Source organism: Polymorphobacter sp. PAMC 29334 (genome assembly GCF_019431245.1).
Classification (GTDB): Bacteria; Pseudomonadota; Alphaproteobacteria; order Sphingomonadales; family Sphingomonadaceae; genus Polymorphobacter_B; species Polymorphobacter_B megasporae.
This window is the reverse complement of sequence record NZ_CP080243.1, coordinates 2,493,248-2,510,397: the sequence shown is the minus strand read 5'-3', so window position 1 is coordinate 2,510,397 and position 17,150 is coordinate 2,493,248. Positions and strand designations below refer to the sequence as shown.

The 17,150-nt window shown below is 68.2% G+C and carries 16 protein-coding genes and 1 tRNA gene; 10 read left to right on the top strand and 7 right to left on the bottom strand.

What is annotated here, in order from left to right; translation table 11 throughout:
* Window positions 1-26: 26 nt before the first annotated feature.
* Window positions 27-116, top strand: a tRNA-Ser gene (locus KZX46_RS15620).
* Between the two features lie 21 nt (window positions 117-137).
* On the opposite strand, the gene KZX46_RS15615 is transcribed toward KZX46_RS15620, so the two are convergent.
* The gene (locus KZX46_RS15615; protein WP_219774745.1) at window positions 138-992 is read right to left on the bottom strand and encodes a right-handed parallel beta-helix repeat-containing protein; all 855 of its coding nucleotides are present in this window, start codon (window positions 990-992) and stop codon (window positions 138-140) included.
* 126 nt (window positions 993-1,118) lie between these two features.
* Between KZX46_RS15615 and KZX46_RS15610 the strand changes: the two genes are divergently transcribed.
* The gene (locus tag KZX46_RS15610; RefSeq protein ID WP_216707714.1) at window positions 1,119-1,595 is read left to right on the top strand and encodes a TspO/MBR family protein; all 477 of its coding nucleotides are present in this window, start codon (window positions 1,119-1,121) and stop codon (window positions 1,593-1,595) included.
* On the opposite strand, the gene KZX46_RS15605 is transcribed toward KZX46_RS15610, so the two are convergent.
* Window positions 1,592-2,551, bottom strand: coding sequence for a zinc-binding dehydrogenase (locus tag KZX46_RS15605; protein ID WP_219774744.1), 960 nt, complete (start codon window positions 2,549-2,551; stop codon window positions 1,592-1,594). The two genes, KZX46_RS15610 and KZX46_RS15605, sit on opposite strands and share 4 nt — an antisense overlap.
* Before the next feature lie 84 nt (window positions 2,552-2,635).
* On the opposite strand from KZX46_RS15605, the gene KZX46_RS15600 reads away from it, so the two are divergent.
* Entirely contained in the window at window positions 2,636-4,207 is a 1,572-nt protein-coding gene (locus tag KZX46_RS15600; RefSeq protein WP_219774743.1) for an AMP-binding protein, read from the top strand.
* Window positions 4,208-4,216: 9 nt separating this feature from the next.
* On the opposite strand, the gene rpmE is transcribed toward KZX46_RS15600, so the two are convergent.
* The 3 genes from rpmE to KZX46_RS15585 form a co-directional block, all read right to left on the bottom strand.
* Window positions 4,217-4,447 carry a 50S ribosomal protein L31 gene (gene rpmE, locus KZX46_RS15595; protein ID WP_216707711.1) on the bottom strand — a complete coding sequence of 77 codons (231 nt, stop codon included), beginning with the start codon at window positions 4,445-4,447 and terminating at the stop codon, window positions 4,217-4,219.
* 331 nt (window positions 4,448-4,778) lie between these two features.
* Entirely contained in the window at window positions 4,779-6,140 is a 1,362-nt protein-coding gene (locus tag KZX46_RS15590) for a hypothetical protein (RefSeq protein ID WP_219774742.1), read from the bottom strand.
* Window positions 6,137-6,412 (bottom strand): metal-sensitive transcriptional regulator, encoded by a 276-nt coding sequence (locus KZX46_RS15585; protein ID WP_216707709.1) that lies wholly within the window; start codon window positions 6,410-6,412, stop codon window positions 6,137-6,139. The genes KZX46_RS15590 and KZX46_RS15585 overlap by 4 nt, the downstream gene beginning before the upstream one ends.
* A gap of 92 nt (window positions 6,413-6,504) precedes the next feature.
* On the opposite strand from KZX46_RS15585, the gene KZX46_RS15580 reads away from it, so the two are divergent.
* The 3 genes from KZX46_RS15580 to KZX46_RS15570 are packed head-to-tail and all read left to right on the top strand — an operon-like array spanning window position 6,505 to window position 10,863.
* Window positions 6,505-8,076: a carboxyl transferase domain-containing protein gene (locus KZX46_RS15580; RefSeq protein ID WP_370647556.1), complete on the top strand. Its 1,572-nt coding sequence runs from the start codon at window positions 6,505-6,507 to the stop codon at window positions 8,074-8,076.
* A 16-nt stretch (window positions 8,077-8,092) separates the two neighbouring features.
* Entirely contained in the window at window positions 8,093-8,872 is a 780-nt protein-coding gene (locus tag KZX46_RS15575) for an enoyl-CoA hydratase-related protein (protein ID WP_219774740.1), read from the top strand.
* Window positions 8,869-10,863: a biotin carboxylase N-terminal domain-containing protein gene (locus KZX46_RS15570; protein ID WP_219774739.1), complete on the top strand. Its 1,995-nt coding sequence runs from the start codon at window positions 8,869-8,871 to the stop codon at window positions 10,861-10,863. The genes KZX46_RS15575 and KZX46_RS15570 overlap by 4 nt, the downstream gene beginning before the upstream one ends.
* On the opposite strand, the gene proC is transcribed toward KZX46_RS15570, so the two are convergent.
* Both proC and KZX46_RS15560 read right to left on the bottom strand, forming a co-directional pair.
* Window positions 10,860-11,654, bottom strand: a complete 795-nt coding sequence (gene proC, locus KZX46_RS15565) for a pyrroline-5-carboxylate reductase (RefSeq protein ID WP_219774738.1) — start codon at window positions 11,652-11,654, stop codon at window positions 10,860-10,862. The genes KZX46_RS15570 and proC overlap by 4 nt on opposite strands.
* Before the next feature lie 44 nt (window positions 11,655-11,698).
* Window positions 11,699-13,096 carry a peptide MFS transporter gene (locus KZX46_RS15560; RefSeq protein ID WP_226896295.1) on the bottom strand — a complete coding sequence of 466 codons (1,398 nt, stop codon included), beginning with the start codon at window positions 13,094-13,096 and terminating at the stop codon, window positions 11,699-11,701.
* A gap of 292 nt (window positions 13,097-13,388) precedes the next feature.
* On the opposite strand from KZX46_RS15560, the gene KZX46_RS15555 reads away from it, so the two are divergent.
* Genes KZX46_RS15555 through KZX46_RS15540 form a run of 4 tightly spaced genes read left to right on the top strand, consistent with a single transcriptional unit; the run spans window position 13,389 to window position 17,127 of the window.
* The gene (locus tag KZX46_RS15555) at window positions 13,389-14,408 is read left to right on the top strand and encodes a Gfo/Idh/MocA family protein (RefSeq protein WP_219774737.1); all 1,020 of its coding nucleotides are present in this window, start codon (window positions 13,389-13,391) and stop codon (window positions 14,406-14,408) included.
* Between the two features lie 12 nt (window positions 14,409-14,420).
* On the top strand, window positions 14,421-15,341 hold the full coding sequence (locus tag KZX46_RS15550; RefSeq protein ID WP_219774736.1) for an aminotransferase class IV: 921 nt from the start codon (window positions 14,421-14,423) through the stop codon (window positions 15,339-15,341).
* Window positions 15,338-16,081, top strand: a complete 744-nt coding sequence (locus KZX46_RS15545; protein ID WP_219774735.1) for an HAD family hydrolase — start codon at window positions 15,338-15,340, stop codon at window positions 16,079-16,081. The genes KZX46_RS15550 and KZX46_RS15545 overlap by 4 nt, the downstream gene beginning before the upstream one ends.
* A complete protein-coding gene (locus KZX46_RS15540; RefSeq protein ID WP_226895996.1) occupies window positions 16,078-17,127 on the top strand; it encodes a hypothetical protein in 1,050 nt (349 codons plus the stop codon). The genes KZX46_RS15545 and KZX46_RS15540 overlap by 4 nt, the downstream gene beginning before the upstream one ends.
* Window positions 17,128-17,150 lie beyond the last annotated feature (23 nt).

The following is a 17,150-nucleotide window of genomic DNA, read 5'->3' as shown; positions in this document are numbered from 1 at the left end:
ATGGCCAGAAGCGGTTTCGCGCGCGAGGACGGGTGGCCGAGTGGTTTAAGGCAGCGGTCTTGAAAACCGCCGTGGGTGGAAGCTCACCGTGGGTTCGAATCCCACCCCGTCCTCCAGCCCGCGGCGACAATCCCCCCTCAGGATGACGTGCAGGCCGGCGTCCCCTGCCCGGTCATCGGCACCCGGTTGCCGCACTGCATCACCGATCCGCCTTTGACGATAAGCTGGGCGCGGTGCCAGTAGTTCGGCAGCGAATTGACGTCGTTGTCGCGGACGGTGCAGCCCCGGCAATCATAGACCGCGAGGCCGTTGCCGAACGTGTTGAGGACGGTATTGCCACGGATCGTGACGCGGTCGAAGCCGCCATCGTCGACGCCGTCGCGAACATGGTTGAACAGGCTGATCCCCTGCATCTCGCCGACCGCGCTGTTGTTGGTGATCGTAATATCGGCGACCGGCGCGACATTGGGACGCGACCACAATTGGATGCAGTCGGGATGCGCTGCCGGTCCCGGTTTGAACTCGGTGCAGGCGTTGCGGTCGATGACGATATTGCGCGCCAATGCGACGTCGATGCCGTCGGCACTCATCCGGGTAAACCAGTTTCCGGCGATCTTGCCGCCGTTGACGAGGTTGTAGCCGACGCCGGTGCGGAAATCGCTGAAGTGGACCCCGAAGACGCTGATGTTGGCGCTGCTCGCGTTGGCGGTAAAACCGTAACCGCCGGCGACACCCGCGGCGACGACGGTGCCCGCCATGTCGCCGCCGACCCAGCTGACGCCGGTCGATCCAACGATCGCGACACCGACGACGTTCGATCCGCTCGCATCGATCGTAATCGCCGGAGCCCAGCTGCGTGCCTTGATCGTGATGAGCGGGTAGTTTCCTGGCACGAGCTTGATGACGTCGCCGGGCTTGGCGGCGGCGAGGACGCCGCTCAAAGTGGTTGGGGTCGCGGCCAATAGGGCCAGCGCAAGCAGAATCATGGTCATACTCCGGTCAAGCAACACGATACCGAGCCGCCGGGAAGCGCGGCTCGAAGAGATTATCGGGCGCGACGGTGAGAAGTTTAGGCCTAGGGCGTTGACGACCGTACCGTCATAGTCGAGATCAGTCGCATGTCCACTGAAGTCTATGTCGCCGCCGGTGCTGCGGTATTCCTCGCATTTGGCGGCGCGCTGCTGACCCCCGTCGGCGCGTGGTATGCGAGCCTCCGCAAGCCCGCGTGGAACCCGCCCAACTGGGCATTCGGTCCGGCGTGGACGATCATCCTCGGGCTCTGGGCGTGGGCGGGTGTCCTCGCGTGGCGCGGCGCGGCCGACGACGCCGGGCGGACGGCGGTGCTGATCCTGTTCGGGGTCAACGCGGTCTGCCATTTCCTGTGGAGTCCGCTGTTCTTCAAGCTGCGGCGGCCCGATTGGGCGATCGTCGAGGTCGTGTTCCTGTGGGCGTCGCTCGTCGCGCTGCTGATCGGGCTGCGGCCGTATTCGGTCCTCGCGAGCTGGCTGATCGTGCCGTATTTCATCTGGGTCAGCTTCGCCGCGTGCCTTAACGCCGCGATCGTCCGCCTCAATCGCCCGTTCGGCCGCGCCTAAGCCGCGCAGTCGATCACCGCCTTGCCGACGAGCATCCCGTCGGCCATCGCTGCGAAGGCCGCTGCGGCTTCGGCCAGTTGAACACGCAGCCCGATGCGCGGCGCGAGACCGGCCGCCGCGAGCGCATCGATCGCCACGAGGTTCGCCGCTCCCCCAGCCGGATCGCGCCGGGCGTATTCGCCGGCGCGGACGCCGATGACCTCGATCTCTCCAAGCCGATCGAACGCGACCTCGGCGATCCCGCCGACAAAGCCGATGATGAGATAACGCCCGCCGCGCCGGAGCGAGGCGAGCAGCGGCACGGTCAGCCGCCCGCCGACGGGGTCGAAGACGACGTCGACCGGTGGCAGCGCGGGCACCTCAGCCGATCGTTCGACGAGGATACACTCGTCCGCCCCCGCATCACGCGCCGCCGTCAGCTTGGCGTGGTCCGAGGCCAGCGCGACGACGCTCGCGCCGAGCGCCTTGGCGACGCCGATCGCCGCGAGCCCGGTCCCGCCTCCCGCTCCCGCGACCGCGACACGCTCGCCAGGGGCCAGACGCCCGCGCCGGACCAGCCCGACATACGCGGTCAGCGCGGCGACGGTGAAGGCCGCCGCCGCCGCGTGGCTCATTCCCGGCGGAATAACCCGGGTCGCCGCAAGCGGCAGCGTCAGCCGTTCGGCGAGGCAACCGAAGCGCGCGCCGACAATGACCGCACGTCCGATCGCCGATGGATCGACCCCCTCGCCGACAGCGATGATCGTCCCAGACCCCTCGACTCCGGGCACGAACGGCAGCGGCGGCGCGAACTGGTAGCCGCCCGACAGCATCAGCACGTCGGGATAGTTGAGCGCGGCGCACGCCATCGCCACCGTCACCTCGCCCGCTCCCGGCGGCGGCGCTTCGGCCCAGTCGCGCTCGAAGATCAGCCCCGACCGGTCGCGGCTCAGATGATGACAGACCATCGCGCGCATCGTCTTCGCCCTCCGCCCGCATTGGGATTGGCGGGCCAGCCCGTCGTGTGTCAAGCTGCGGCAAAAGCGCGGGGGAGATCGACGATGAGCTGGAGCTTCGGCAAGATCTTTACCGCTGTCGGCAGGGTCGTGCCGCCCGGCGACGCCGCGTTGATCCACGGCGACGCGGTGACGACGTGGGGCGACTTCGACCGGCGCACCGATGCCCTCGCCTCCGCCTTTGTCGCTGCCGGAGCCGTCCCTGGCGACAAGCTCGCCCACCTGATGCGCAACGGCCCGGCGTATAGCGAGACGAGCGTTGCTGGGTTCAAGGCGCGGCTGGTCCACGTCAACGTCAACTACCGCTACACCGGCGAGGAGCTGTTCTACATCCTCGACAATAGCGACGCCGCGGTGCTGGTCCACGACCCCGAGTTCGCCGAGACCATCGCCGCGCTGCGCCCGCGTCTGCCGAAGCTAAAGCTCGTCGTCGAGACCGGGGCCGCGTTCGATGCGCTGGCGAATAGCGGTGCCGCCGCCCCGCTGCAGGATTTCGACCCGAACGACCTGCTGTTCATCTACACCGGCGGCACGACGGGGTCGCCCAAGGGTGTGATGTGGGCGCAGTCCGACCTGTGGCTGCTGATGGGCGGCGGCGCGGCGATCGGCGGCGCGCCGCTGTCGGGGCTCGACGAACTGCTCGCCAACATCACCGCCGGACACGGCCGCAACCGCGCGCTCGTCCTGCCGCCGCAGATGCACGGCACCGGCTATCTCGCGACGCTCAGCACGCTCGCCCGGGGTGGGTGCGTCGTCACCCTCCCCTCCCCGGGCTACAGCCCGCTCGAGGCGCTCGCGGCGTGCGCGGCGCATTCGCCCGACTATGCCGCGGTCGTCGGCGATGCCTTCGCCCGGCCATTGCTCGCCGCGCTCGATCACGGCGGGGGGAGCATCGCCTCGCTGCGGACGATGCTGTCGTCGGGCACGATGTGGTCGCCTGAGGTCAAGGCCGGGCTACTCCGCCACAATCCCGAGATGATGCTGCTCGATGCGTTGAGCTCGTCCGAAAGCCTCGGCATCGGCGTCGCGATCCAGACCGCCGCGACCGCCGGCGAGCCGACCCGCTTTACCCAGGGCGTCGAGACGCTGGTGCTCGACGAGGATATGCAGCCGGTCGCGCCGGGGTCGGGCATCACCGGGCGACTGGCGCGCGGCGGACTCAACCCGCGGGGCTATTACAAGGACCCGGCCAAGTCGGCAGCGACCTTCATCGACATCGGCGGCAAGACCTATTCGATTGCCGGCGACTGGGCGACGGTCGACCCCGACGGCTCGATTGTCCTCCTCGGGCGCGGCAGCCACTGCATCAATACCGGCGGTGAGAAGGTCTTCCCGGAGGAGGTCGAGGAGGCGCTCAAGACGCATCCAGGGGTCGACGATGCCCTCGTATTCGGGGTCGCCGACGCCAAATGGGGACAAGCGGTGACCGCCGTCGTCGCCGGGTCAGCGGTAGCCCCGGCTGACCTTATCGCATACGTGAGAGCCCATCTGGCACCGTATAAGGCGCCAAAGCAGGTCTTTCACGTTGCTAATGTCCCGCGTGCGCCCAACGGCAAGGCCGATTACGCGCGGGCAAAGGAGACGGCCGCCGCCGCGAGCGCGATCGCGGCGGCGTAGATCCCGAAATTACTTCTTGCCGAGCCCAAAGCCCGAAAAGCGCTTGTTGAAGCGCGCGACCTGGCCGCCAGCGTCGAGCATCTTGCCCGCGCCGCCGATCCACGCCGGGTGCGACGTCGGATCGATATCGAGCGACATCGTGTCGCCTTCCTTGCCCCACGTCGACCGCGTCTGGAACTTCGTCCCGTCGGTCATCGTGATGTTGATCATGTGGTAGTCGGGGTGGATGCCGGGCTTCATGGTCGTTCCTTGGCTGTGCGGCTGGTTCCGACCAGCCCGAAATGGAGGCGGCGCTATAGGCGAAGCGGGGGTTGGAGGCAAGGCGACGAGCGTATCCAACGCTAAGATCAGAATAAGTTCACACAAAAGACGGTGTTTTTCGTCGCGCCGCTCGCTGGAAGTTGACGAACCTGACGCCACGTCGATGTGAAAGACGCGCCCGCCACCGATGAATGACGCGGTGCATGCCGCGCGGCTCGACAGGGTCTGATGGCACGTGTTCATGGCCCGACCCAAGCATATCGCCGTGGGTGTAGGACAGCGCTAATTCCTTCCCGTCTTCGGTGAGGATTTAGTCCAGCTTCAGCCGCACAAACCCCATCCCGCTCGTCTGGTCCCCCCCGTAAGCCGGGTCGAGCCCGCCGGGCGTCAGGCTGCGCGAAACCAGTGCCCCAACGCCGAACTTGAGATGCGCCGCCACCTTGAAGTCGCGGATCGCGCCGCCCGAGACCTTGCCGACGGTGAATGTCGGCCCCTGCTGCGCGCCCAGCGCGGGCAAGAGTTCATTATTGTCGATCCGCTCGGCGCGGGCGAACAGCGTCCAGCGCGGGTCGAGGTGGACCGTGCTTTCGAGGATGAACGCGTCGAGCGGGTCCTCGCGGTGCCCGCCTTCGAGGACGATGCGCCGTCCCCACGCCACCGTCGTCGCCCAGTAACCGCCGTCGCCGAACGGCTTGGTATGGATCGCGCTTGCCGACCAGCGCTCGAGGTCCTCGTTCGGCGACAATTGCTCGGGGCTTTTCTGATGGGCGAACGACGCCTGCAGCGATAGCTGGGGCACCGGGTTCCAGCCGACCCGGACCGCGGTCGAATCGAGGTTGGGGGTTTCGATGTCGTAGCGGTTCTGGTTGGGTTCGCGCCCGCGGAAGCGCGACGCCTCGACCTTGACCCCGTTCCACGTCGCCCCGACCGTGACGACCCCCTCGCTCACGTGGGTGCTGTCGAGCCAATGGTGGCTGATCGGCGCTTCGGGATCGTCCATGATCGACGCGCGGTGGATATAGGCGGGCGGGCCGAACGCCGGTTCGCCGGGCAGGCCGGCATAGACGAACACGCTCGCGTCGCCGGACAGCCGGTGCGACAGCGACACCGACACCTCACTGAACAGGTCGTGCGGGTGCTGGCGGTCGATCAGCTGCGTGCGGCCGTCGGCGGTCTCGCCACTGGCGAGAAGCAGCGGATAGCCCTGCGGCCCCATTAACGGATCGGGCGAGACCGCGAGGCGGAACTGAATGTGATCGCGGTCGGACAGGTCGCGCGACGCCATGCCCATGATGTGCCCGGCGAGGAACGCCTTGTCGTCGCCGCGCCGCCCCGACTGATCGGTGTATGCCCCGACGAGCGTTCCGTGGAGCATGAACGCCCAGCCGCCGCTGCTTAGATGCAATCCCTCATGCACCGAGCTATCGGGCTGCCAGCTCGTCCCCGACGCCTCACGCGTGCCGGGATAGGGACCATAGGCCCCCTTAATCATATGCACGTGGCCGCCATGGCCCATGTCCATCCCGGCCATCGCGTCGCCGTGGCCGCTGTCCATTCCCGCCATGTCATGCGCTTCCGCGGGCGCACTGGCCGATGGCATCGCCATCCCGGGCATATCCTGCGCCAAAGCAGGTGCCGCGATCAGGGCGAGGCCAAGCAAAGACAATCTCATCGGGCACTCCGCTCGAGCAACATCACAAGTTCTGCAGCCTTCGCGCGCTGGTCGGCGGCGTTGCCGCTGGCAATGGCCCCCTCGATGCAATGGCCGAGATGGCTCTTCAGCATCTCGCTCTCGACTTTGGCCAAGGCAGCGCGCACCGCCTGCAACTGCGTCAGGACATCGATGCAATAGCGATCGGCCTCGACCATGCCGGCAATGCCGCGCACCTGCCCCTCGATCCGGCGGAGGCGATTGAGCAACTTTGTCTGGGTATCGGGGACCATGTCCGGCCCCTACATACCCCCGGGGGGTAAGACAAGCGCACAGGGTTGAGCCATCGGGTCACGCCGCCTATACCCTCGCCATGCCCAATCGCATCGGTACGCCCCTCCCCGCCAACGCCGAGACGCGGCGCAATGCGAGCGCGATGGGCGATCTTGTCGCCGGTCTCGGCGAACTTGTCGCGACGATCGCCCAAGGCGGCCCGGCGGCATCGCGCGAGCGTCATGTCGCACGCGGGAAATTGCTGCCGCGCCAACGGGTTGAACGCTTGCTTGATCCTGGCACTGCCTTCCTCGAGATCGGCCAGCTTGCCGCGCATGCGGTCTATGACGACGAGGTTCCGGCGGCGGGAATGATCGCCGGGGTCGGGCAGGTCTCGGGGCGGCTGTGTGTCGTCGTGGCGAACGATCCGACGGTGAAGGGCGGCAGCTACTACCCGCTGACCGTCAAGAAACACCTCCGCGCGCAGGAGATCGCGGCGCAGAACAAGCTGCCGTGCATCTACCTCGTCGACAGCGGCGGCGCGAACCTGCCGCGGCAGGACGAGGTGTTCCCCGACCGCGAGCATTTTGGCCGCATCTTCTTCAACCAGGCGAACATGAGCGCGCAAGGCATTGGCCAGATTGCGGTCGTCATGGGCAGCTGCACTGCTGGCGGCGCGTATGTCCCCGCGATGTCCGACGAAAGCATCATCGTCCGCGGCCAGGGGACGATTTTTCTCGCCGGGCCGCCGCTGGTCAAGGCGGCGACCGGCGAGGAGGTCACCGCCGAGGATCTCGGCGGTGGCGACGTCCATGCCCGGCTGTCGGGGGTCGTCGATCACCTCGCCGACGACGACGCGCATGCGCTCGAACTCGCCCGGAATATCGTCGCGACGCTGCGCGCACCAATACCCGCACAGGCCCGCACGCCTGCGGCACCGCGCTATCCCGCGAGCGATCTCCACGCCCTCATCCCGACCGACACCCGCCAGCCGCAGGACGCGCGTGAGATCATCGCGCGGATCGTCGACGGCAGCCAATTGGACGAGTTCAAGAAGCTGTACGGCGAAACGCTCGTTACCGGCTTCGCCGCGATCGAGGGCATGCCGGTCGGCATCGTCGCCAACAACGGCATCCTGTTTTCCGAAAGCGCGCAGAAGGGCGCGCATTTCATCGAACTGTGCTGCCAGCGGAAGGTGCCCTTGCTGTTCCTCCAGAACATCTCGGGCTTCATGGTCGGCCGCAAGTACGAGAATGAAGGCATCGCCAAGCACGGTGCGAAGATGGTCACCGCGGTCGCCTGCGCCGCCGTCCCCAAGATCACCGTCATCACCGGCGGCAGCTTCGGCGCGGGCAATTACGGCATGTGCGGCCGGGCATATTCGCCGCGCTTTTTGTGGATGTGGCCGAATGCCCGGATCAGCGTCATGGGCGGCGAGCAGGCAGCGTCGGTGCTGGCAACGGTCAAGACCGGCGGCTTCCGCAACGCCGCCGACGAAGCCGCCTTCAAGGCCCCGATCCGCGAACGCTACGACCGCGAGGGCCACCCTTATTATGCCAGCGCGCGGCTGTGGGACGACGGCGTGATCGACCCGGCGGATACGCGGCGGGTCGTGGCGCTGTCGCTCGCGGCGAGCCTGCAGGAACCGATCGGCGAGACGCGCTTCGGCACGTTCCGGATGTGATCGGGGTCATAAGGCAATGACCGACGCCCCCCTCCTCGTCACCGTCGACGCCGGTGTCGCCCGCGTCACGCTCAACCGTCCCGAGGTTCGCAACGCGTTCGACGAAGTGCTGATCGCCGCGCTGACGACGACATTCGTGCGCTTTCATGCCGATCCGCCGCGCGCGGTCGTTCTCGCCGGCAATGGTGCGGGATTCTGCGCCGGTGCCGACGTTGCGTGGATGAAGCGTGCGGGCGGCTGGACCGAAGCGGAGAACCGCGCCGACGCGATGCTGCTGTCGACGATGCTCGACACGATCGACCGCTGCCCGTGCCCGGTTATCGCCGTTGCGCATGGCAACGTCCTCGGCGGCGGGGTCGGGCTGGTCGCGGCGGCGGATATGGTCGTCGCCAGCAACGACGCGCGTTTCTGCTTGAGTGAAGTACGCCTCGGACTGACCCCGGCGACGATCTCACCGTTCGTGCTGCGGGCGATCGGCGCGCGGGCGGCGCGGCGCTGGTTTTTCACCGCCGAGATGTTCGGGGCCGACGACGCGTTGGCGATGGGGCTCGTCCATGTCGTCAGCAACGCCCCCGAGATGCAGGTCGCGGCGTGGCTCAAGGCGTTGCGCGGGGTCGCTCCGGGTGCAGTCGCCGCCGCCAAGATGCTGATCGCCGATGTCGCCGGAACACCTGTGACCGACACGCTGCGTGGTCTCACCGCCGACCGCATCGCCGCGCGCCGCGCCTCGGCCGAAGGCAAGGAAGGGCTTGCCGCCTTTCTCGCCAAGCGTCAGCCCGATTGGACAAAGTCTTGAAAAAGCTCCTCATCGCCAACCGCGGCGAGATCGCGCGGCGGATCATCCGCACTGCGCACGCGATGGGCATCGAGACCGTCGCGGTCTATTCCGATGCCGACGCGAATGCGCTCCACGTTCGCGAGGCGACGCAGGCGGTCCACATCGGCCCCGCCCCCGCCGCCGAAAGCTACCTCGACTCCGCCAAGCTGCTCGAAGCCGCCGCGCGGTCGGGGGCCGACGCGGTTCATCCGGGCTATGGCTTCCTGTCGGAGAACGCCGATTTCGCCGATGCCGTCCGCGGTGCCGGGCTGGTCTTTGTCGGGCCGCCTGCTGCCGCGATGCGTGCGATGGGATTAAAGGATGGTGCCAAGGCCTTGATGAAAAAGGCCGGGGTGCCGACGACGCCGGGCTACCAGGGTGACGACCAGTCGCTCGTCCGTCTCGAGCGCGCTGCCGCGCAGATCGGTTTTCCGCTGCTGATCAAGGCGGTCGCGGGTGGCGGTGGCAAGGGGATGCGCGCGGTCGACACCAAGGCCGAGTTCGCGGAGGCACTCCTCGCCGCCCAGCGCGAGGCGGGGCGTGCCTTCGGCAACGACGGCGTCCTGCTCGAAAAGTTGATCGCCCGCCCGCGCCACGTCGAGGTCCAGGTCTTCGCCGACGCCGCGGGCAACGTCGTCCATCTGTTCGAGCGCGATTGCTCGCTCCAGCGCCGCCACCAGAAGGTCATCGAGGAGGCCCCTGCCCCCGGGCTGTCCGACCGGCTGCGGCACATCCTGGGCGTCGCCGCCTGCGCCGCTGCGACCGCGATCGACTATGAGGGCGCGGGCACCGTCGAGTTCATCCTCGACCTCGACAATGTCGACGAGAACGGCGACCCGGCGTTCTATTTCATGGAGATGAACACGCGGCTTCAGGTCGAACATCCGGTAACCGAGGCGATCACCGGCTTCGACCTCGTCGAATGGCAGCTCCGCGTCGCACGCGGCGAGATGCTCCCGGCGAGCCAGATCGCCATCACCGCGACCGGCCATGCGGTCGAGGCGCGGCTGTACGCCGAAGACCCCGACAACGGCTTCCTGCCGTCGACCGGGCTGCTGTCGCGCGTTCGCTTTCCGGGCACCGCGCGCTTCGTCAACGGCGGGATCGCGTCGCCGCGGATCGACAGCGGCGTCGAGACCGGCAGCGAAATCAGCGTCTTCTATGACCCGATGATCGCCAAGGTGATTGCCTATGGCCCCGACCGCTCCCGCGCGATCGACGCGCTCGTCGCCGCCCTCGACGGCTGCATCATCGACGGAGTCAGGACCAACCGCGCTTTCCTCGCGCGGCTGATCGACCATCCCGCGTTTCGCGCCGCCGAGATCGACACCGGCTTCATCGCGCGCCACGCCGACGACCTCGCGCCGCCGGTCGGGGTGAGCGACGACAGCGTCGTCGTCGCCGCGCTCGCGACAGCTCCGGTGACGCCCGCCGCGCCGACGATGTTCGAGCGGCTCGGGGGGTGGCGGCTCAACCTGCCCGCGCCGCGCTATGTCGACCTGTTCAAGCCCGACGGCGAGCGGGTCGCGTTGACGATCGATGGTAATCGCATCGAGGGGATGGCCGCCCCCTGCACCGCCACCGGGCGCTTTCTCGACGACATCCGTTTCGAGGCCGATATCGGCGGACGTCTGGTCCATGCCATCGTCATCCGCGGCGAAGGCTCAATCGAGGTTCGCATCGCCGGACGCGCCGACACGCTTTCGCTCCGCGCGCCGCGCATCGCCGGAATCGAACCCGGTGGCGACGGCCGCGTTCTCGCGCCGATGCCCGGGCGCGTGCTCGCGCTCGATGTCGCGGTCGGTACTGCGGTCGACGCGGGTGACCGCCTCCTCGTCCTCGAAGCGATGAAGATGGAGCACCGGCTCGTGGCGAAAGTCGCGGGGAAAGTCAGCGCAGTCCACGTCGCGGAAGGGGATCAGGTCGGCGACGGCATGCTGCTCGTCGAGATCGAGGGCCTCGCCGCCTAACGCGCGTCCGCCGCCATTTCGGCGCTACGCCGCGCGGCTGCGGCAAGCGTCTCGCCGATCAGCTTCACCAGCGCATCGTCGCGGTCAAGCACGGCGAGCCCCGCGAGTGTCACCCCGCCCGGGCTGGCGACGCGGTTGGCCATGTCGCCGGGGCTGTCGTCGCTCGCCATCAGCATCTGCCCTGCACCCGTCATCGTCGCGGCAAACAGGCGGCGCGCGGTGCCGGCATCGAGACCCTGCGCGACGCCGGCCTGCACCACCGCATCGGCGAAGCGGAACAGGAACGCAGGGCCGCAGCCTGAGACCGAGGTCGCGGCGTCGATCTGCGCTTCGCGGTCGAGCCATTCGACCGGGCCGAGCGGTTCGCACAGGCCGGTCACCAGTTCCCTGTCGGCGGGATCGAGGCCGTCCGCCGCCAGCGCCGTCACGCCTGCGCCGATCGCGCCGGGAAGGTTCGGCACAGCGCGAACGATCGCGCGAGCGCGCGGCAGGTGACGGCGCAGGCTGGCGATCTCGACCGCCGCGAGGACCGACAGCAGGATCGTCTCGGGGCCGACGACATGCTCGATCGCCGGGGCGACGACGGCGAGCATCTGCGGCTTCACCGCGAGGACGACGACGCGCGGCGCGGGCTCGTCGGCGGGGAGCACGCTCATCGCCCTCACGCCCGCCGGGATTCGCTCGACGCCGGGGTCGACGACGATGAGCCCGGTGCGGTGCTGCGCGAGCCAGCCGCGGAGCATCGCTCCGCCCATGTTGCCGCAGCCCACGAGTAGAACGTCTTCGGTCATCGGTATTTCCTGGTTGAATGATGATCGCGCGCGCCGTGGCAGCGTCAGGCGAACGCGGCCTCGGGATCGACCGTCGGCGCAAGCAGGCGGCCGGCGAGCTTGCGGACGAGCAGCAGGATCAGCGCTGCGACCGCGATCAGTCCGGCATGGAGCAGCCAGAACGACGCCCCCGACATCGTCGACAACAGGCCGCCCAAGCGCCCGACGAGGACATTCGCCGCAAACAGGTGGAGAAAGTAGATCGCGATCATCGTGCCGCCGAGCGCGCGCGGGGCGCAGCGTGAATACAGCGCCATGCCGACGGGATAGACGTTGGCGAAACCGAGCTCGTTGATCGCGTGGAACACCAGCCCCCAGCCGAGGCTGACGCGGTGCCCGCCCGCCGCGTAGAGCGACGCGACCGACAGCACGAGCGGCGCGAGCGCGCAGATCATCGTCCCGATCGTCAGCTTGGTGATCTCGTCGGGCTCGTGCCGCCGCTTGCCCCACCAGCGCCAGAACAACAGCGACCCGCTCATCGCCAGGATCGCGATGACCGAATCGATCGAGATCAGCCACGTGATCGGCATCGTCATCCCGAAGAAGGTCAGCTGGTAGTTCGCCTCGCCCCACAGCAGATAGGCGTTGAACATCTGCTCGTTGCCGACGGTCGACAGCGTCAGCACCGGGAGCAGCAGGACGAGGATCAGGATGACGCGCCCCTCGCCGGGCGCAAGCCTGGGTCGTGGCTCGACGACGCCGCCGCGTTTTTTCGGCGCGGGTTCGGGCGGCAGCCAGCGACGCCCGCCGAGGTAGGTGAACAGGCCGACGACCATGCCGATGCCGGCCGAGCCGAAGCCCCAGCTCCAGCTGACTTTCTCACCGAGGGTGCCGCAGACGAGCGGGGCAGCGACCGCGGCGATGGCGATGAACAGGACGAAGATCTGGAAGGCGCGGGCCCGGCGCGGATCGCCGAGGACGTACAGGTCGCCGACCTGCCCGGTGATGTTGGTCTTGAAGCAGCCGACGCCGAGGACGAGGCAGGAGAGCGCGATAAGGAAGCTCTGCTCGTACGCCATCAGCCAATGGCCGGCGGTCAGCAGCACCGCGCCGATGATGACCGTTCGCGTCTTGCCGAGCAGCCGGTCGGCGAGCAACCCGCCGAGGATCGGGGTCAGATAGACGAGTCCCGCGTAGATGCCGAAGGTGCTCGACGCCAGCGCCGCCGTCGACAGCGGGCCGTAGAGAGCTTCGAGCGAGCTGCGGAACCCGGCGAATCCCCAGATCTTGCCGATGTTCTCGGGCTGGAACAGCGAGTGTGCCGTGTAGAGCACGAGCAGGGTCTGCATGCCCGAGTAGGAAAATCGCTCCCACGCCTCGGAGAATGCGAGAACTGCGAGGCCGCGCGGGTGGCCGAGGAACGCGCGATCGGACGCGGGGGACGCGACGGCCGCCGGGGCGATGGCGACCGTGTCGTTCAGAGCGCGACGCCGGGAGTGATGGCGCGGTCGGCGACCGTCGCCGCCACGCGAAAATGCGCTCGCAATTCGAAACGAGGGCGACGGTCTCGTAGGGTCATGGGCGGTTAAGAATCATCGCTGGAGCCGAGTTTAGCCAGATCGTTGCGGGCCGCAACCGAAACACGCTGCGGTGCATCATTGCCTGCCGAACTTGTTGTCGAGACCCGACGAATCCGGAAGACATCGTTACGCCGAGCGGGCTAAAGACTTGAGCGATCAAGCCGCAGGGGAGCATATGGCCGACACCGACAACACTGGTCCGCTGCGCATCGGCATCCTCAGCACCGCGAATATCGGGCGCCATTTCATCGCCGGGGTCAAACCGTCGGACAAGGTGAAGGTCGTCGCCGTCGCGAGCCGCGATCTCGCCGCGGCGCAGGCCTTTGCCGAGCGCCATGCGATCCCGTGCGCGCTCGGCAGCTATGACGCGCTGCTCGCCGACCCCGAGGTCGAGGCGATCTACAATCCGCTGCCGAACTCGATGCACGCCGAATGGACGATCCGCGCGCTTGAGGCGGGCAAGCATGTCCTGTGCGAGAAGCCGATCGCGGTCACTGCCGCCGATGCCCGCGCGATGTTCGCCGCCGCGCACAGCGCCGGGCGGTGCCTCGTCGAGGCATTCCCGTATCGCGCGCAGCCGCAGACGCATGCTGTCGCCGAGCTCGTCCATTCGGGCGACATCGGGCGGCCGAAGATCATCCAGGCGGCGTTCGGCTTCCCGGTGGCGAATCCGTCGAATATCCGGCTCGATCCCGGTCTCGGCGGCGGCGCATTGCTCGACGCCGGAACGTACCCGGTCAGCCTGATCCGCCTGCTTGCGGGGGTTAAGCCGATCCGCGTCAGCGCCATGGCGACGTGGACCGAGAGCGGAGTCGACGCGACGTTGATCGCCAACATCGAATTTCCCGGCGGACTGCTCGCGCAGGCGGCGTGTTCGTTCGGCACCGGCGTCTACCGCCGCGCGACGATCGCGTGCGAGGGCGGTGTCGTGATGACCGAATATCTCAACCATCTGACCGCCGCAGCCCCCGGGGTCGTCGACATCAGCCGCGGCGGGTGGGACGCCACCAACGAGACGCGCCGGTTCGAACCTTTGGACGGCTTCCGCGCCGAGGCCGACTCGTTCGCCGACCTCGTCCGCGGCGACCCCGCAGGCTGGACCGGGATCGGCGAGGCCGAATCGATCGAGGTCATGGAGATGCTCGAGGCGATCATCGCCAGCGCCGCGGCCCACGGCGCCCCGGTCGAGCTTTGAGCCGGACGCGCGATGGCGGGTAGCCAGGACTTCGTCGACGATCCGCGCAACGCCGGCATCCTTGCGTATGTCGGCGGCGCGCTCGTCCCTGCGAGCACGGCATCGGTATCTATCTTCGACGCCGGGTTCGGGCTCGGTGACGGCGTGTGGGAGGGATTGCGGCTCCATCGCGGGGCGCTGCTGTTCCTCGATGCCCATCTCGACCGGCTGTTCGCCAGCGCAGGTGCGATCCGCATCGACATCGGCCTGACGCGCAGCGAGCTGACCGCCGAACTCGTGCGGCTCCTCACCGCGAACCGCATGACCGACGGCGGACACCTCCGGCTGATGGTCACGCGCGGGCGCAAGCGGACGATCAACCAGGACCCGCGCCACATGGCAGGTGGCGCGACGATCGTCGTCACCGCCGAGTTCAAGGTGTCACCGCCAAGGGCAGCGGGCGACGGACTCGTGCTGCGGACCGCCGCAACCCTGACTTCGGGGCCGGACATTTTCGACATGCGGCTCAACTCGCACAGCCGCCTCAACTTGATCCGCGCCCTGCTCGAAGTCATCGATGACGGCGCCGACGAGGCGGTGATGCTCGACCCGCACGGCAACGTCGCCAGCTGCAACGCGACCAACCTGTTCTGGGTCAAGGACGGCACCGTCTTCACCTCGGGCGACGTCTATTGCTTCAACGGCATCACCCGGCAGAATGTGATCGCGGCATGCGCGGCCGGCGCGGCGCCGTTGCGACAGGGAGATTTCCCAGTGGACCAACTTCGCAACGCCGACGAGGTCTTCGTGACCGGGACGATGGGCGGCATCACCGCAGTCCGCGAGATCGACGGGTGCGCAATGCCCGGGACCGGCGCACCGGTGACCGCCCGGCTGCTCGCCGCTTACGAGGCGATGAAAGACACCGACGCTGCAGCGAACCGGCTCGTATGACGGTCAGGATCGCGATGTGGTCGGGGCCGCGCAACATCTCGACGGCGATGATGCGCGCGTTCGAGAACCGCGACGACACCGTCGTTAGCGACGAACCGTTCTACGCCGCCTATCTCGCCGCCACCGGGCTCGATCATCCGATGCGCGCCGAGGTGCTCGCGTCGCAACCGACCGACTGGCGCGACGTCGCGGCGGCAGTGACCGGCCCGGTGCCTGGGGGCAAGCCGGTCTGGTACCAGAAGCACATGTGCCACCACATGATCGACGGCTTCGGCCTCGACTGGTCCGATGCGTGCATCAACGCCTTTCTCATTCGCGACCCCGCAGCGGTGCTGGCGTCGTATGTCCGCAAGCGCAGCGACGTCACGCTCGGCGAAATCGGTGTCGTCCGGCAGGCTGAGATCTTCGACCGTGTCGCGCAGCGGACCGGCACCGCGCCGCCGGTGATCGAGACTGCCGACGTGCTTGCCGAACCACGAGGTATGCTGACCGCGTTATGCGCGGCGCTCGGTGTCGACTTCTCCGAGCGGATGTTGAGCTGGCCCGCCGGACCGCGCGCGAGCGACGGTGTCTGGGCCCCGGCGTGGTACGATGTCGTCGAGCAGTCGACCGGCTTTGCCCCGCCCTCGCCTGCTGCACCGGCCCCCGCCCTGCCCGACGATCTTCGGGCGATCGCCGACGCTGCGCAGCCTTATTACGACAATATGGCGCGCTGGCGGCTCGCTGCAGCGAGAGCGTGATCCGTCACACCCAAACGAGCGGCGGCGCCCCGGTCGACTATCGCGCGGTGATGCGCGACGGCCAATGGCTCGCGCATCGCTACGACCCGGGAGCCGATGCTATCCGCTTCCTCCGCCTGGCGCGCGAGGATCATGCCCGCGCGACCTTCATCACCGACGAATATCTCCCCGCCGGGCGGCCCGCGCTGGCACTCCACCGGAGCGAGGTGATGGCGTCGGCGGCCGAACCGGCGCGGCTTCATCTCGTGCTCCATTCGGCGTTCTGCTGTTCGACGCTGGTGGCGCGCGCGCTCGACGTGCCGGGGGTGGCGACCACGTTGAAGGAGCCTGTCCTGCTCAACGATATCGTCGGCTGCCGCCGCCAGGGGATGGACCCCGAGCGCCTTGCGCCGCTGCTCCGCGATGCGCTGATCGTGCTCGCCCGGCCGTTGCAGCCCGGCGAGGCCGTCGTGGTCAAGCCATCGAACGTCGTCAACGGCCTCGCGCCGGCGATGATGGCGATGCGCACCGACATTCACGCGCTCATCCTCTACGCGCCGCTCCGCGTGTTCCTCGCCTCGGTTGCGCGCAAGGGGATGTGGGGGCGGCTGTGGGTCCGCGAGCTGTTCGCTGGTCTCCACGCCGAGGGGATGGTTCAGATGGGATTCGAGCCGGGCGATTATATCAAGCAGACCGACCTGCAGATCGCCGCGGTCGGCTGGCTGGCGCAGCAGGCGTTGTTCGTCCGCATGGCCGCGCGCTTCGGCGACCAGCGCATCCGCACGCTCGACAGCGAACACCTGCTGCGCCAACCGGCGGCGGCGATGAGCGCGATCGCGACGCTGTTCGGGCTGAAGATCGATGTCGGCGCGGTCGTCGCCGGCCCTGCCTTCACCACCAGTTCGAAGACCGGCGACACGTTCGGCGCGGACGACCGCGCCCGCGAACAGCGCGAGGGCCTGTCGCTCCATAAGGACGAGGTCGACAAGGTCGCGATCTGGGCCGAGGCGGTCGCGGCGGCGGCGGGCATCCCGCTGGTGCTCCCCGCCCCGCTGATCGCGGGCTGACCTCTCATAGTCTGTTCCCCTCC